At 44.2% G+C, this 15,562-nt stretch carries 15 protein-coding genes; 7 read left to right on the forward strand and 8 right to left on the reverse strand.

Annotated features, from left to right (window positions below):
- Nucleotides 1-79: 79 nt before the first annotated feature.
- From NSQ29_RS22600 to NSQ29_RS22615, 4 genes are all read left to right on the forward strand, one after another.
- A complete protein-coding gene (locus NSQ29_RS22600) occupies nucleotides 80-385 on the forward strand; it encodes a hypothetical protein (RefSeq protein WP_339269021.1) in 306 nt (101 codons plus the stop codon).
- Nucleotides 386-427: 42 nt separating this feature from the next.
- Nucleotides 428-1,051, forward strand: a complete 624-nt coding sequence (locus tag NSQ29_RS22605; RefSeq protein WP_341126139.1) for a class F sortase — start codon at nucleotides 428-430, stop codon at nucleotides 1,049-1,051.
- Nucleotides 1,052-1,103: 52 nt separating this feature from the next.
- A complete protein-coding gene (locus NSQ29_RS22610) occupies nucleotides 1,104-1,853 on the forward strand; it encodes a polysaccharide deacetylase family protein (RefSeq protein WP_052404165.1) in 750 nt (249 codons plus the stop codon).
- Between the two features lie 66 nt (nucleotides 1,854-1,919).
- On the forward strand, nucleotides 1,920-2,891 hold the full coding sequence (locus NSQ29_RS22615; protein WP_341126140.1) for a helix-turn-helix transcriptional regulator: 972 nt from the start codon (nucleotides 1,920-1,922) through the stop codon (nucleotides 2,889-2,891).
- 174 nt (nucleotides 2,892-3,065) lie between these two features.
- On the opposite strand, the gene modB is transcribed toward NSQ29_RS22615, so the two are convergent.
- From modB to NSQ29_RS22640, 5 genes are all read right to left on the reverse strand, one after another.
- Nucleotides 3,066-3,728 carry a molybdate ABC transporter permease subunit gene (gene modB / locus NSQ29_RS22620; RefSeq protein ID WP_042185211.1) on the reverse strand — a complete coding sequence of 221 codons (663 nt, stop codon included), beginning with the start codon at nucleotides 3,726-3,728 and terminating at the stop codon, nucleotides 3,066-3,068.
- A gap of 35 nt (nucleotides 3,729-3,763) precedes the next feature.
- Nucleotides 3,764-4,552: a molybdate ABC transporter substrate-binding protein gene (modA, locus tag NSQ29_RS22625; RefSeq protein ID WP_042185209.1), complete on the reverse strand. Its 789-nt coding sequence runs from the start codon at nucleotides 4,550-4,552 to the stop codon at nucleotides 3,764-3,766.
- A 237-nt stretch (nucleotides 4,553-4,789) separates the two neighbouring features.
- On the reverse strand, nucleotides 4,790-5,755 hold the full coding sequence (locus NSQ29_RS22630; RefSeq protein ID WP_042185208.1) for a helix-turn-helix transcriptional regulator: 966 nt from the start codon (nucleotides 5,753-5,755) through the stop codon (nucleotides 4,790-4,792).
- A 199-nt stretch (nucleotides 5,756-5,954) separates the two neighbouring features.
- Nucleotides 5,955-6,641 carry a hypothetical protein gene (locus NSQ29_RS22635; protein ID WP_341126141.1) on the reverse strand — a complete coding sequence of 229 codons (687 nt, stop codon included), beginning with the start codon at nucleotides 6,639-6,641 and terminating at the stop codon, nucleotides 5,955-5,957.
- Nucleotides 6,642-6,832: 191 nt separating this feature from the next.
- Nucleotides 6,833-7,519 carry a M50 family metallopeptidase gene (locus NSQ29_RS22640; protein ID WP_076283905.1) on the reverse strand — a complete coding sequence of 229 codons (687 nt, stop codon included), beginning with the start codon at nucleotides 7,517-7,519 and terminating at the stop codon, nucleotides 6,833-6,835.
- 226 nt (nucleotides 7,520-7,745) lie between these two features.
- Between NSQ29_RS22640 and NSQ29_RS22645 the strand changes: the two genes are divergently transcribed.
- Both NSQ29_RS22645 and NSQ29_RS22650 read left to right on the forward strand, forming a co-directional pair.
- A complete protein-coding gene (locus NSQ29_RS22645) occupies nucleotides 7,746-8,213 on the forward strand; it encodes a hypothetical protein (RefSeq protein ID WP_042185202.1) in 468 nt (155 codons plus the stop codon).
- A 49-nt stretch (nucleotides 8,214-8,262) separates the two neighbouring features.
- Nucleotides 8,263-8,967 (forward strand): AIM24 family protein, encoded by a 705-nt coding sequence (locus tag NSQ29_RS22650; RefSeq protein ID WP_042185200.1) that lies wholly within the window; start codon nucleotides 8,263-8,265, stop codon nucleotides 8,965-8,967.
- A 79-nt stretch (nucleotides 8,968-9,046) separates the two neighbouring features.
- On the opposite strand, the gene NSQ29_RS22655 is transcribed toward NSQ29_RS22650, so the two are convergent.
- A complete protein-coding gene (locus tag NSQ29_RS22655; protein ID WP_042185198.1) occupies nucleotides 9,047-9,502 on the reverse strand; it encodes a Dps family protein in 456 nt (151 codons plus the stop codon).
- A 185-nt stretch (nucleotides 9,503-9,687) separates the two neighbouring features.
- A complete protein-coding gene (locus NSQ29_RS22660) occupies nucleotides 9,688-11,166 on the reverse strand; it encodes a potassium/proton antiporter (protein ID WP_341126142.1) in 1,479 nt (492 codons plus the stop codon).
- A gap of 194 nt (nucleotides 11,167-11,360) precedes the next feature.
- Between NSQ29_RS22660 and NSQ29_RS22665 the strand changes: the two genes are divergently transcribed.
- Nucleotides 11,361-12,407 carry a GNAT family N-acetyltransferase gene (locus NSQ29_RS22665; RefSeq protein ID WP_341126143.1) on the forward strand — a complete coding sequence of 349 codons (1,047 nt, stop codon included), beginning with the start codon at nucleotides 11,361-11,363 and terminating at the stop codon, nucleotides 12,405-12,407.
- Between the two features lie 433 nt (nucleotides 12,408-12,840).
- Here NSQ29_RS22665 and NSQ29_RS22670 read toward each other — a convergent pair whose 3' ends face one another.
- The gene (locus tag NSQ29_RS22670) at nucleotides 12,841-15,546 is read right to left on the reverse strand and encodes a discoidin domain-containing protein (protein ID WP_341126144.1); all 2,706 of its coding nucleotides are present in this window, start codon (nucleotides 15,544-15,546) and stop codon (nucleotides 12,841-12,843) included.
- Nucleotides 15,547-15,562 lie beyond the last annotated feature (16 nt).

Genomic DNA, 15,562 nt, shown 5'->3' on the forward strand with positions numbered 1-15,562 from the left:
GCAATCCACCAATCTAAAAGCAATTGAAATGGAGATATTAATCTTCGTAGGCAAAAAACATCTAGGAGGAATCCACTAAATGATAATGAAGAAATTGTCCGTAGCTCTTTTATCCACTTGCTTGATGCTATCCGTTGCTTCTGCGGCTTCTGCTTCTGCTGCACCAGCCGAAACGAAACATGAGAAAAAAGTACATGCTGAGAAAATGAAGAAAGAAAAAGAACATAAAATGCATGAAAAGAAAATGCATATGAAGAGCCACTCCACTAAAGGAATTCATGCAAAGAGCATGAAGGCTAAAAGCATTAACACTAAGAGCATTCACATGAAAGCAACAAAAATGCCAAAAACAGGCCATGGCGGTGCTAGCGAACAAACTGAATAGGGAGGATGAAAGAGGGGGAATCCCCTCTTTCTTTTCTTACACATGAAAAAATGGATATCTTCATTTATATTAACCTTCATCACTTTAACCACTGCCAGTTGTACTGACTCACACTCGCAGGAAAGCAGACCAGAAACAAGGTCACTACATGCACAGCAGCAAGAAACGATAACTCCTACTAAAGCTATTCAAAAGATCGATATTAAACCATCATTACCCAAACCTATCCTGCCTACTCAGCTTAGCATTCCAGCTATTAATGTGAGCGCCAAAATAGAGACCGTTACGTTGCTTCCAGATGGACAAATGGACGTCCCTAAGGACAGCAATATTGCAGGAATTCTGTACCCAGGAATATTACCAGGTGCTAAGGGAAATGTAATTTTAGACGGGCATGTGGATAGTTATATAGGTCCAGCTATTTTTTTCAACCTCAAAAAGCTTAAGCACGGTGATGAAATAACGTTATCCAATGCGGACGGGCGAAAACTAACTTATATTGTAGAGTCTGTAGAAATCTTCACCACTGCTGAAGCACCCTTGGAACGAATTTTTGGAAAGTCTACCGAAGCCAGAATGAATCTTATTACTTGTACAGGGAGATATAGCAGAAAGAAGAAAGAACATGAAAAAAGGCTGATTGTCTTTACAAAACTGAAACTATGAATATTTTGACCCTCCAAAGGAGCATTCTAAAATAAAAAAAACAGGTGAATTCATGAAAACTAGCAGCAAAATTATGATGACTACCCTCTCTCTCTTGTTATGCTTCACGAACTCCGCTCTAGGTAGCCCGAGCAAGAACCGCGACTACTACGAAAAAAGAGGAGACATGATTTGGGAAGTACATACTAACCAAAAAGTGATTGCATTAACGTTTGATGACGGTCCTGACCCTTCTGAAACCGATCAAATATTAAAGGTATTGAGTCAATATCATGCGAAATGCACCTTCTTTGCCATAGGAAAAAGAATTGCAGCGTATCCAGATGTGGCGAAACGAGTCATTTCCGAAGGACATGAATTAGCTAACCATACCTACAATCACGTCTATTTTAGAAAACCTATTAATAAAGCCCAGTTTGAGCGGGAGCTTAATTTAACCGAAGAAGAAATCATAAAGGTTTCTGGAAAGCATAGTGCTTTGTTCAGACCCCCGGGTGGCATGTATGACGAGACACTAGTTGATACTTCAAACAATATGGGCCTAAAGCCTATTTTATGGTCCTGGCATCAGGATACACGCGACTGGAATCGCCCTGGCGTGCAGAGTATCGCGAACAAGGTTATTCGAAATGCACATAACGGTGACATCGTCCTGTTTCATGATCATGTGCATGGACAATCCCAAACCAGGGAAGCGCTCAAAATTATTTTGCCGGAATTAGAAAAGCAAGGTTTTCGATTTGTCACCGTTTCAGAATTAATCAAATTATCCAATACACAGCAGGCAGGTAAAGCACAATAGCCTAATTGCACAGGACTTCAAAATAAGGTAGTCTTGTCCTATTATGAAGTTCTGGAGGCTTTTGTCATGTCTGATAACACATCCTATACGACTGAGGAAATTGCCCGTTTACTGAAGATCTCGAAATTAAAAGTATATGATCTGATTAAAAAAGGGGAGCTTCCCTCCTACCGTGTAGGAAAACAGATGCGTGTGGATCAATCCGATTTAGAAGCCTACAAACAGAATGCTCGAAGTGGCATGACCCTATCGACATCGCCGCTGACTTTTGCTGGAGCAAATCTAACACAAGTTGCCACACATTCTGGCCAATTTAATAGTAAAGCTACAGGACACAGCCTCGTGATTACGGGTCAGGATATGTCACTCGATATTCTAGCCACCTATTTGGAGCGTTGCCTGCCCACTGAGCGCCCTCTTCGTTCTTACGCTGGCAGTCTAGATAGTCTGATTGCCATGTATCAGGGCGAATCGGACATCGTCAGTACGCATCTGCTCGACGGGGATACTGGAGAATATAACCTTCCCTATATTCGTAAAATCCTTGTAGGCTTCTCTTATGTTGTAGTGCGTCTGTTGACCCGAAGTGCAGGATTGTATGTTCAAAAGGGGAATCCTAAAGGTCTTCATGAATGGTCTCATCTGCAACAGGATGGACTTACACTGATTAATAGAGAACGAGGCGCTGGTGCACGTGTGTTATTGGATGAGCAACTCCGATTGCACGGCATTCCTGCCGCAAGCCTATCTGGATATGCGCAGGAGGAGAATAGTCATTTGGCAGTCGCTGGTAAAGTGGCACGAGGGGAAGCTGATGTGGCCATCGGTACCGAGAAAGCTACTCAGATTGTCGATGGCATTGATTTCATTCCCTTGATTCAGGAGTCTTACGATCTAGTGATGCTTAAGAAACCGGAGCATGAGCAATGGATCGCCACCGTGATTAATATTTTACGCTCGCCAGCCTTTCAAAGTGAGCTTGGGTCCATTCACGGATATGATCTCACGGAAATCGGGACGATTATTTACGAAACCTGATAGTCACAGGCTTGCTTCTTATTAAAGAGGTTTTGTTTTAACGGTGCGTTTCTAAAGAAAAAAAACCTAGTCCATCCCAGGTTACTCCTGGATGGGCTAGGTTTTTTTAAATTTATCAAGATTTCCAATCGACATTCCCACTGAAGTCAGCGGAGCGATCTCACTCGAGCATAATTAAGTACGCCGGTTCACAAACATCAACATCACAGCAGACATAACAATAATGGAGCACACCCACATCCAAGCAAGGGTCATGTTGCCGCCATCCACCGCGACATAGATCGCTGTAGGTACAGTCTGCGTGCGGCCAGGAATATTTCCAGCTACCATGATCGTTGCGCCAAATTCTCCTAAACCGCGGGCAAAACCTAGAACATACCCAGCAGCGAGTGACCGACCTGCAAGGGGCAATGTGACATAACGCAGTACCTGCAGTTCGCTCGCTCCCTGCGCACGCGCCGCATCCTCAAGATCCGCTTCCACGCCTTCAAAGCCCGCCTTCACCGTACGGTAAACGAGAGGAAAAGCTACGACAACCGCGGCGATAACCGCAGCCCCCCATGTAAAAAGGATCGTATGCTCCGTCATTTGTTCATACCATCTGCCAATCCAGCTGCGACGACCTAAGACGACCAATAATACAAATCCGACAACTGTCGGCGGCAATACGAGAGGAAGAAGCATTACAGTCTCAACCAAGCTATAACCAGGAAATTTCCGACCCGCCATAGCCTTGGCCGCGGCCGTTGCAAGAATAAATACAATGATGCTGGTAATTACAGAGATTTTAACGGAAAGCCATACCGGGGCGAAGAAATCAGTCCAATTTATTTCCATCCTTATTCACCCCGCTTCTACTCATGATTTCTTATTTAAGGAAGCAAGAAGCCATAGCTTGCAAAAATATCACTAGCCTCTTTGCTTTGAAGATAATTGTAAAATTCTTTAGCTTCCTTCTGATTCTTCGAATCCTTCACGATACCCGCCGGATAATTAATGGCTTTGTGAACATGCGGGCCTACAGTAAGGGCAATCTTCGTCTTTTTTGAAGTCAATGCATCTGTCTTATATACAAAGCCTGCATCGACATTCCCCGTTTCGACGTAAGACAGAACCTGACGTACATCCTTCGCAAATACAAGTTTGTTTTGCAGCGTATCCCATACCTTCTTCGCAGTTAACGATTGCTGAGCATATTGGCCAGCGGGCACAGATTCAGGCTGCCCTACCGCTACCTTCTTAAAGGATTTATCCGTAAGTTGAGTGATTGTATTTAATGAAGCTTTTGAATTCGAAGGTACGACTAGAACCAACTGATTCTTAAGCAGAACCTTATGGTCAGAGATCAGTCCAGCATCCACTAACGCATTCATCTGTTTATCCCCTGCAGAGAAGAACAAATCCGCCGGAGCACCCTGCTCAATCTGCTTCTGTAATGTGCCAGATGCAGCATAATTAAAGACCAAATCAATATCGGGATGCTTCTTCTCATAGAGAAGCGCCATTTTATCTAAGCTATCTTGCAAGCTGGCTGCAGCGGATACTATAATCTCTGTCTTCTTGGCGGCTGCCTCTACCTCCAACCCTGCGCCCGCAGATAAATTCACAACCAAAAAAATTGCTAATACACCAAAGATCCTGACTGACCATTTCTTAAACATTTCCATTCCTCCCATTTTCACATGTATATATGTAGATGCTATTCTAGCATACGTTTTTTCGATTTTCTATAGATTGAGTTGTGTTTGGATATGTTTAGTTATATATTGTTATAATTAGATAGTTAGAAATGAGTATCTTGGACTTACTCGCAAAAAAAGGATGCCACCGGCAACCATTTAAATGGTTGCTCAAGCACCCCATCTTTCGAATTGAACGAAGGTCAAATGAGCGTATCACTATTTATAGTGCGAACTCCATTTTTCCAACTGCTGCCTGATTACTTCACGGTAATAGTACGGTTCAATGATTTCCGCTTCCTCTTCGAATCTCTTAATCCAGCGGACAAATCCTATATCTTGTTCCACGGCAACCTTAAAGTGAAAACATCTAGATTGACGATCCACTTTACTTGGCTTAAAAGGCAATTCGTCCTTCTTAATTCCTTCCATTACCCGTTCCGAGAATTTCACTTTGAATTCTACCTGTAAACTATCCCTATCGAGTGACCATTTCTGCTTCATAAAGGCTTGCACATCAAACGCTTCCTTCGAAAAAAAACGATTTAATGGCTTCACATTAGAAAAATCGTTGATATGATATGTACGAATAACACCCTGACGATGACAAAATCCAATGAGATGAAAACGACTTTCCAGCGGAACCAGACAATAAGGATCAATGGTGATCCCTTTCTCTTCTAATGCATTCTCACTATAATTCGCTTGAATACTCTTTTGCTTTAATAAAGCCTCCAGGATCGGAGTAAGAAATGAGTGTTGTTCCATATGCGAACTGCTTCTTTCTGCCCACCCCACCCCTACTTCTCTTCTTGCACGTTCTATTGTTTCTTCTCTCTCCGCCTTACGTTTATATTCAGCTGCGACTACTTTTTCATACGCGCTTTCAAAATCTATGGGTAATGCTGGTTTTATATCTTCCATAATATAGCGTAATTGCGAAAATGCGTTTGCTTCTTCTTCCGACCAATCCAAGGGATAGAGTGCAAAATTCCCAATAAAAGCATAACCTTTTCCATGCCCCAGGTGGGTTATGGGAATATGCATGGCGCTAAGCGCGTCCATATCCCGGTAAATCGTTCTCTCGCTGTTGCCGCAGCGTTCCGCCAATTCGCGGGCTAATATCCCTGGCTTGGCTTGAACAAGTGTAATAATGCGCATCAGTCGGATTAATCGGTCTGTCATATTCAGTTCCCCTTGATTTATGGTTAAATAGACCCATTATTTTATGAAAAAAAGTAAAATTGTGATAGAACTTTTTTACTATGTTACCACATTTTATATTACAATTCTTCTTATAATTTTCCGCCGAATCCGCTGAAAAATCCAATTTATGTATAGGTCTTTTTTCGCTTATGTGCATCCTCGTGCAGTGAGTCCTATATTAAATTCCACCAACGGCTTTACTTCGTTGCTGATGCTCGAACCCGATCTGTTTATACAACATTTCAGCCTCTTTAAGCAGCAAAGGATCTCCAGAGCGTACTGCGAGTAGCAACATCTTATCCGCATGTCGATTGAGCATTTCGTGAGCTTCACTATGCTGGCCTTTACTTCGTAGTGCCTCTGCTGCTTCAACCGTTTCAGCCGTCTTCAACAATTCCAGATGCTTCTCAACATAAAAGCAGCAAGTATCGCTCAGAATGCGCGTATGATGCGCGTACTCCAGCTCAAGTACCTTCACGGGAAGTTCACGAACACGCTCTACGGTTGGTTTTTTATACTTCCACTGTAGGGATAATGCTTCATATTTACCTGCTACAGAACTAGAAGTAGTGAACTCCAATCCTATGAATTTGCGTTGTCCTGTTTTTATTTTTCCAAGCTTAAGCAAGAGTGAATTCCCTTCTCCAGCCTCCGTTTCACATCCATAACAGCGCTTAAAAGTTACATGTGGCTCAAGCCAAACTCGTAGTTCAATATCACGTGCAACCACTTTGTGGCTGCTTGGTCGGCTATTTTCTGAAGGCAAATTTCCTTTCCATTCGACAAGTAAAACAACATCCCGATTTCCACCTGCAAAAATACGATCTTGACCCCACGTAAATATAGGAGTAATACTTTCCATCATATTTTCCACCTCTTTCTTTTTTTGGGTCTTCTATTAATGTACCAATAATGGCGGACAACTCCATGTCATGGAATGTATGTTCGGTTCTATATTATCGACAAAAAAAGAGCCATTCTACATACTAAGTAGACTGACTCTCGCAAAAACAGCCCCTTTTGTCTGTTTATGACGAAAATTTTATGTTTTTAACTTTAACGACTCTGAAGTTTAGGCTGCACTCGCTCCCGCTTAAAAAATAGTCCCAGCGCCCATTTGGCGCAAAGCAGAGAAAATATAAAAAATAGGACTGCCCAAAATATGGCCGGCACCGATGTCATCCTTGCCAGGTTACTGGCATCTCCCGCACGAGATGGGGATACAACGGCCGCATATACGAGAAATAAACTTCCCATTACAGACTCTTCCAAGGTCAAAAAAGCTAATAACAAATAATAATATTTGCTGGCCTTTTTCCACACCACCAGCATTAAAACATTCAGCGCAATAAACCCGCCTAACCACATCATTCCGAAGCTTCCCCGCACGTACATTACCAGCATAATCAATGCTACTGTAGTAGCTAAGATAAGTCCCCAATCATGCCGTCCTTTACTGTAGAGATAGAAGAGCAGCAATGCGAATAAGGAAGCAAGCACATACCCGGATAGCGACACCAGTATCGCTCTGCCTCCATCTTGAATGGCTGAATAGGTGACCCCACTATGATTCGCGTATAGCTCAATCCGCAGCACACTGCCAGACAGCAGTAAAGTCACCAGCGCATGACCAAATTCATGAATCATCGTGTCCAAATTCCGAAACAAAGATGAGAATGGAATCAACCTCGTCAAAAAAGCAGATCCGACCAAAAATAACATTGTCTTAAGCCATTTATTCATTCCGCAGCAGCCCCTTTCCGTCCAAAGTATACGATAAATAGTCCCTCTTCTCAATCATGTTGAGCACAGCCAAATCGTTCTTTACAAGGAAGTGTAACCTCACTTCAAACAGGCAAATAATACTGACCCAAGAAGCCCTATTCACGTTTAGCGTACGCTGTCAGAAGCTGTCAAGCTGTGTTAAAATAAAAGAAATACAAGCCTAAATTGGGTGGTGATTATATAGATGAAACAACGTAAATACCGTAAATATCTACAGCTGTTATGTTCGCTCCTGCTTCTGCTGACTCTTTCCATATCTCTTCCGGCCCCAGTAGCACAAGCCAATATATTCAGTGATATCTATAATGGATTCAAAAGCTTTTCTGAGCTTCCAAATGAAGTCAATGAATTGAAAGAAGGATTTCAGCAGACAGCTGAAGAGCTACAACAGGCGAAGGATAAGCTTACGAATACCATGCAGGAAATGGAGGCCTACCGGACACAGAACGAAGCCCTTCAGGAGCAGAATCGCCAACTAACACAGATGGTTGATGAGTTGCAAAATGACCGGACGGCACGCGAAGAATATTATCATAAAATCAAAGTGACTATTTTTACGGGGATTGGTCTAATTCTGGGGTATTTTATACTCATCCGTATTGTTCGTTTCAGCATGCTTCACCGTTCTAGAAAAGGAGACCGCCTGCGCTAATCTTGAACATTCAGTAAAGATCACGTCTACAGCATGAGGGAGATGAAATATGAACATCGATGTCCAAGATGAAAGCGACAGCGGGAGCGGACAAGCCGTAGCCTTCACCCTTGGGGAGAAGGAAGAGGTTCATGTGCTGCACCCACAACAAATTATCGCTTATCAAGGGCCTGCCACTGGACGGGCAGACAGATTTATGGATGTAAAGGGCATCTATCGCAAGCGAAAACTGATTCGTTCGGATATGTCTGGCCCTTGCCATTTTGTCGCCGCCCTTCCACCAGGTTATCGGGTAAAGATTCTGCAGCTTGATGGAAAGAGCGATTTATTGTACGACTTTAAACATCTCTTCTTCTACAGCAAGGGAGTTACGATGGATACACGAGTGCTAAGTATGAAGAATGTGCTCGTTACACGAGATATTGTGAAAGTGAAATTTACGGGTAACGGCATCATTGGTATATTGACTGAAGGTACGGTATGTGAAGCTGAGCTTCATCCTTACAATCCGCTCTATGTGGATGCAGGCAGCATTATTGCCTATCCTGAGAATGCGAAGCTGGAGCTTACCGTTTACGGCAACCATTTAGCTAGCCAGCATATGAGTTATCATTGGAAGATGACGGGCCACGGCCCTGTGTTGTTTCAAGCCGGACGCCAGAATCGCCGATTTGAAAGAGATAATAACGATGATGGAATTATTAAACGATTTCTGCGCGAAGCCGTGCCATTTGGTGGAGTATTTATTAAATAGAATGCTTCAAAAAAAGAGCGCCATGCGTTAACCATACGCAGGCGCTCTTTGTGTATTCTATCCCTATAAGGATGTTGTCTTAGCCGATAAAGGCATTCAGCATCCAAGCATGTTTCTCAATGCTGCTTCTGATGCCAATCAGCAGATCCGCAGTTGGTTGATCGCTCAATTCTTCAGCAGTAGCAATTGCATCTTGCAGTTCTTTAGCAACAGTCTTAAAGTCTCTCACGAGCTCAAGTACCATACCTTTAGCATCTTCGCCGCCGCGAGCTTCTTGTAAGTCGGACAATTCAAGATATTGCTTCATTGTGGAGGCTGGTTGTCCACCAATAGAAAGCAAACGCTCAGCCAAATCATCTGCATAACCCGCAGCTTCATTGTATAGCTCTTCAAACTTCTCATGCAGTGTGAAGAATTGAGATCCGCTAACATACCAGTGATAATGATGAAGCTTTACCCCGAGCAGGAACCAGTTCGCAGTTTGGCGGTTCAAAGCAGCTTGCAGTTCAGTATGGTTCTTTAATTGTGTTGTCATTAATAAAACCTCCTATGGTTCATTTATTATAATTGTATTTAGACTCGTTCTAAATCTATATACAATTTAACACACTCTTTCGTGTTTTGCAACTATTCTGGAGATTATATGTTGTGCCGATTCTAGCACAGCTTATGTTATAAAGCCTATTATGTGTGTCACACTTTGGTAAAAGAGTCTCTTCTCTAGATTAAAGAAACATCCTCCTCCGCTGTCTTTCCTTTCCTGCTGCGGAAGAAAGCCCTCATCTCATCACGCTTACTTTTCGGACTTAGGACATACACAGTATCCCCAGGCTCAATAACAGTACTTCCATGCGGAGTGACAATCTTTTTATTGCGGATAATTGCCGTAAATAAGATATCATCTGGAAGACCTATTTCTGAAATCTTCTGTCCAGCAATGGGCATATAAGGGTTAATTCCAATATGGTTAAACTCCGAATCTGTCTTGCCAAGAGCAACCAGCTCCATCAGGGAAGGCTGATCTGAATCTTCTTGCCCCACAAGCTTCAATCGGGATGCTAGCGGGGAAATACTAGTTCCCTGAATCACCGCCGAAGTCAGTACGACAAAAAATACAACATTAAAGAATAGTCGTCCGTGAGGCAGATCAGCCAGCAGCGGATAAGTCGCTAACACAATCGGAACGGCTCCACGAAGTCCGGCCCAAGAAATCAAAGTCTTCTCGCGGATCGTAAATTTGGAAAAGTGCAGGCTTATAAATACACCGATTGGTCTAGCTACAACCATCAGAATGACGGATAACACGATACCTTGCCATGCCACTTCCGCCAGCTCCTGTGGAAATACTAACAAACCAAGCAGTATGAACATAAATATTTGCATCATCCAAGCAAAGCCATGACTAAAATTCATAATGGTACGGTGATACATTAGCTCGGAATTCCCAAGCGTAAGGCCCATAACATAAACAGCCAGCAGCCCGCTGCTATGTACCCATGCTGATAAACCATAGGTCAGAACAGCAAAGCCAATCGCCATTACTGGATAAAGACCTGTAGAATCCAGGTTAATTCGATTGATACAGAAAACTGCGATCTTCCCCAGCACAAAACCCAGTACTAAGCCAATGCCCATCTCCCATATAAAAGACAACAGCAGCCCCCATATCGCCATATCCGGATGCTGTATCCATTCGATTAGCGAGACTGTCAAGAACACCGCCATTGGATCGTTGCTTCCTGATTCTGCTTCTAACGTCGAGGTCAGACGTTTATCAATGTTCTTACCGCCGAGTACCGAGAAAACTGCAGCCGCATCTGTCGATCCAACGATCGCTCCAAACAGAAAGCTTTCTGGCCATGACACATCAAGGATCAGCTTAGCGAATACCCCTACAATGGCTGTCGTCATGATTACGCCTACCGTTGATAAGGATAATGCCGGCCGAATAACAGGTTTAATATCCTTAATATTCGTCTGCATGCCACCTTCGAATAATATGACAACCAATGCGAAGATTCCGGCCATTTGCGTTAAGGAAGCATTATTAAAAAAAACAAATTGGCTTAGCACCATCCCCGCAGCAAGAAACAGCACTAAAGCTGGCATTCCAAATTTAGTGGAGAACTTGGTGGAAAATACGCCTACAAGCAGGAGTGCTGCCAGTAATAATATAATATTATCTGCAAGTTGGGACACCGATTATTCACTTCCCTTTCTCTTCTAGCTTTAAAATATAAGAAGCTTCCTTATTTATGTACTTTATTACCCTTTTCGATATCCTTTTGAGACATTGAATAATATAAACAAGATTGGAGATTTCATTCCCCGGGCCTTATACTTTATGTAAATGCTTTCTCCCCATCGTGTGTACATATAGGAGGTTGAATGTTATGCAATTGAGATTAATTAAACCTGCGGAGCTAGACCAAGCAGCTCTGCTCGCAGATTCTGTCTTTCGTGAACCGGGTGCCACTTCAATGAAAGAACTGTTTCCACTTATTTTCCGCCCTGGACTCAGTCATTCCTACGCGGCTATTGCCGATGACGGAACGGTTGCTGCTTTCATGGGGCTCGTACCCTCCACGATCAAGACTGGAGATGCTTTCCTGAATGTATTCTCCATAGGTGCTGTCTGCACCGATCCCGCTTTTCGGGGCCAAGGACTGGCGGGCCAACTTCTACAGCTATGCCAGAGTCATGCTGCCGAGGCCGAGGCATCGCTGATTTTTGTCTCGGGTGATCGTTCGCTATACACCCGAGCTGGGTGCGTACCGTTCGGAGGTACGCAATTTGCCGAGCTGAACGCAAGCTCAGCTCAGGCTCTTGCAGCTGCAGCAGGAGAAGAATGGACGCTGCGGCCAATGCAGCCGGGCGACTTCTTCGCCGTCTACCGGCTGCTCAATGAACGCGAAGCCGGACATGTATATAGTCCGGGTGAGCTGGCGCTGCTGCTGGGGACCGAGGCTTACGCGGGTGTGATGGGCTTGGCCCAGCGCACACTCGTAGCCGTTCGGGACGGCAGCATCGAGGGGTTCGCCGCGGTGGCTGTGCCCGCGGCGGCAGACGTGCCCGCGCCGAACGCGGCGACGGCGGTGGAATGGGCCGGCCAGCCGAGTGCGGTAGCGGCATTGCTGGCCAAGGCGGCCTTGTGCGGCGGCGTTGGCACGCTGCAAGTGCCTGTGCCGTGGCAGGAGCGCGGCTTGCTCGCGCTTCTGCGGGACGCCGGCGCCAGCTTAAGCGGCGGCGCGAACAGCGGGACGGTCTGCATCGCAGACCGGGAAGCGCTATTGCGGCAGACCGAAGGCTGCCGCACAGGCCTCGACTTGTCGTCCGTGCAGGACGACAAGGAGCTGATCTCGCTGCTCTTTGATCCAGCGAGATCAGAGGATTCCGATGCTATTGCTTTGCCGTATATGTCTGGACTTCGTTTCATTTAACGGATTTAAACAAGAATAAACGGAAGCCGTCCTTTTAAGGACGGCTTCCGTTTCTGCGAGAAAGAGAAAGATAATATATGCCGTGGAACATATACATTCTGATCTATGGGATATCCCAAACTCCCCCACCTTCTGCACTCAGTCTAAGAAATTGTGATGGGGCGTTGGGGAAGGAGTTTTATGGGGAAAAACTCCCTCTATTTAGGATGATTTCCTCACAATTGCCCAGTTATGCGGAATTTCTCCCTATAATACGGAGGATTTTCTAAAAAACGGCGATATCCGCTGGAATACAGGGAGAAATTTCCTATATTCCACCTGTTCAACCCTAAAACACAAAATTTATAGGGAAGAATTCCCTATTCCATTATAGATCTATCTCACAGTAATTTAGTATGCGCTATAAATGATTATATAAATTCAAATGATACCCTTATTCTCTGGAATACATCTGAAGCTCTTGAATGGACCAATAATTCCCGCCGGATCCGGTCTGTACAATTTTGATATACCTCGTCTTTACTTTAGATAAGGATATCTTAGTAAGCTCTTTCGTACCTTTTCCAGACGTGAGTTTGTTCCAGTTTTGAGTATCGTCAGAAATATAAACTACATAGTCTCTTGGATAATCAAACGGTGATAACGTGCTATCCAAATCTATTCTTTCAATTTCATGTGCTTCACCCAGATCAATCTGAAAATACTCTCCGGAAGCCTGATGTTTCCCCGTATCCCAGCGCGTGCGCCGATCCCCATCGATAGCCAGACTAGGAGCTGATGCTGCCGTATTCACATTTGAGGATACCTTCCATTTAGTACGATCCAGAGGAACCAGTCCGGTGGCTGTAATCTGAACTTTATCGGACAGTAAATTAGAGCCGGATACCCTTACCGCGTAGGTATATAACGTCCCTTCACGTAAATTATGATCCGTATATTCTGTAAGCTTCACATCGGTGGCTACCACCTTCATTTCCCCGCCGCTACCTTCAGCGCGAAGCAGCTCATAGCTTGCTCCCGGTGCCTCCAACCAATTTAATTTTACAGCTAAACCTTTTGTTGCTGCGGCTTTAAATCCTTTAGGTGCCGATGGCTTTACTTCAGAAGAAGGCTGCAAAATATACTGCACAGCCTCTCCTGGAGCAAGTGTCTCCGTAAAGGTTAACGTGGGAGTAGCCTTTTTGCCTGTTACATAACTTTTTGCTTTTTCATACGTATCCCCGTTTCCAAAACGTTCCCCTTCATACACCCCGTTTTTCGGCATAGTCACATTTACACTCACGGTCTGTGGAGTAGACTCAAAGTTAACGAAATTAACCAGTACCTTATTTGAAGTCGCCCCGCTTCCAGCAAGAGGCTTCAATGTAGAAGTATCCACGGCCCGAACATATACCAGCTTGTCGGCTAACACATCTTTGTTGGCAATTTGATAAGTTAGCGGAGCTCCATGTGTAGCATAGGCAAGACTGAGCCTTCTCATGATGCTGACACGTGAATCCTCATTTTCTTTTGTATAATAAATCTCTGTGGTCGCCGGATCATGCTCTTCTAAATTAAACCCGTATTTGAATAAACTGAAATCCTTAAAAAAAGCAGCATGCTGCACAAACATATCCGCATAACCAATATGTGCACGCATGATCCGGTCGAATACAGCCGCTGTCCGCTCCGTTGCCCCGTATTGATAGGCATCCACATGACTGTCCGAGGTACCAAATTCAGTGGTCAGCATTTTTTTGCCGAGTCCATTGTCTGCGCCAGTGAAGGTCTTCAAATTCTCAGTAAAGCTTCCTCCATTACTAAAAATATAAGAGTCGCCGTAGGAATGTCCATTGGTCAAATCTGTAACCTTCTCCAGCTCCATACGTTGCTCTGGATCACGTTCCCAGCCATCCGGATCTCCACATTCCTTCCCAGTTCCCTTCTGATTACCGCAAGAATCCTCACTGTAGCTCGGCCAATATGCCCAGCCCGGAGCAACAGTTTGTAAATGGGGCGCGATTTGCTTGCCCTTTTTATTCAGCCAGTCCGCAATCGCCAGGTTCACTGCCTTAGAACGATTGAATAATCCCGGCTCATTATCTACCTCATAATATTGAAAATAGGGGCTATATTGCTCAAAATAATCTGTCAGCTTTTTCTCCGCGTCAGCAGGCAACGATCCATCTGCCTTAAGCTTAATATCACCAGTATGCAAATACAAAGCAACCGCCTGCATGTTGTAATCCTGCAATACCTTGTAATATTCCATCATATCCGAGCAGGATCTCCCGACATCACTGGCACAGCTAGTACGCATCACATTGCCGCTATAAGCCATCCCTAGCCATTTGATAACATAAGGCAAGTGCGTAACCGCACCTTCATCAAAGTAAAACTGCTTATTATTCACTACTGTTCCGGTCAGTGTATAGCTGCCATGAATAGGCTCGGAAATTGGAGCGTTAAGAGATTCTAAACGGAGATTATCCCAAGTCCACCAGGAATATTCGTCTTCTTTGTCACTGCAATATAAACAGCGAACCGTTTGCAGCTTCAATTCGTTCGTTCCCAGCTTCAATTGCTCCTTGGGAATGTATAATTCATAGGATTTTTGAAAGCTATATTCACTTTCTGTGCCCGATACGCCCGCAATTTGAATGATCCCTGACAATTGACGATTGGAAAACACACTCATTTGCGGCACGGATTTATAAGCATCCAGAATTCCTACGCTAAATAAGACCCCATTCTCCGGGATCTTATTTAGCTGATAGGTGATCGTTAATTCCGGCTGGGTCTTTCCATTCAAGCCTGCAGGCAAGCTCTGAAGAGCCGATGATTTGAGCGCTGAAGAAGGAACATTAAATATCTTCTTACTGCCAGAAGTGCCACTCGCAGCGAACTCAGCTGCTGAGCCATCATGTTGTCCCAGATTCCAGATCACAGTACCATCCGGTATTTCTGCTGCAACATCACTTCCTGTAGCTAATCTTGGTATATTGGCACCTGCCTTATAATCGTTCGTCTTATTCGTTCCGAAAACAGAGACAGACAACAGAAACAAGACGGTTAATGCGGTGAATTTCAGTAATAACAGTAATGGTTTGTTTGCAGTTATCCTATTTTTTCTATTAGATATTCTCCTCGTTATTCCCATCCATAGGTCCTCTCTT

Source organism: Paenibacillus sp. FSL F4-0236 (assembly GCF_038000135.1).
Taxonomy (GTDB): domain Bacteria; phylum Bacillota; class Bacilli; order Paenibacillales; family Paenibacillaceae; genus Paenibacillus_AQ.

Coding starts and splice junctions, on each gene's coding strand:
- NSQ29_RS22600 (WP_339269021.1), top strand. CDS start 80: ATGATAATGAAGAAATTGTCCGTAGCTCTTTTATCCACTTGCTTGATG.
- NSQ29_RS22605 (WP_341126139.1), top strand. CDS start 428: ATGAAAAAATGGATATCTTCATTTATATTAACCTTCATCACTTTAACC.
- NSQ29_RS22610 (WP_052404165.1), top strand. CDS start 1,104: ATGAAAACTAGCAGCAAAATTATGATGACTACCCTCTCTCTCTTGTTA.
- NSQ29_RS22615 (WP_341126140.1), top strand. CDS start 1,920: ATGTCTGATAACACATCCTATACGACTGAGGAAATTGCCCGTTTACTG.
- modB (WP_042185211.1), bottom strand. CDS start 3,728: ATGGAAATAAATTGGACTGATTTCTTCGCCCCGGTATGGCTTTCCGTT.
- modA (WP_042185209.1), bottom strand. CDS start 4,552: ATGTTTAAGAAATGGTCAGTCAGGATCTTTGGTGTATTAGCAATTTTT.
- NSQ29_RS22630 (WP_042185208.1), bottom strand. CDS start 5,755: ATGACAGACCGATTAATCCGACTGATGCGCATTATTACACTTGTTCAA.
- NSQ29_RS22635 (WP_341126141.1), bottom strand. CDS start 6,641: ATGATGGAAAGTATTACTCCTATATTTACGTGGGGTCAAGATCGTATT.
- NSQ29_RS22640 (WP_076283905.1), bottom strand. CDS start 7,519: ATGAATAAATGGCTTAAGACAATGTTATTTTTGGTCGGATCTGCTTTT.
- NSQ29_RS22645 (WP_042185202.1), top strand. CDS start 7,746: ATGAAACAACGTAAATACCGTAAATATCTACAGCTGTTATGTTCGCTC.
- NSQ29_RS22650 (WP_042185200.1), top strand. CDS start 8,263: ATGAACATCGATGTCCAAGATGAAAGCGACAGCGGGAGCGGACAAGCC.
- NSQ29_RS22655 (WP_042185198.1), bottom strand. CDS start 9,502: ATGACAACACAATTAAAGAACCATACTGAACTGCAAGCTGCTTTGAAC.
- NSQ29_RS22665 (WP_341126143.1), top strand. CDS start 11,361: ATGCAATTGAGATTAATTAAACCTGCGGAGCTAGACCAAGCAGCTCTG.
- NSQ29_RS22670 (WP_341126144.1), bottom strand. CDS start 15,546: ATGGGAATAACGAGGAGAATATCTAATAGAAAAAATAGGATAACTGCA.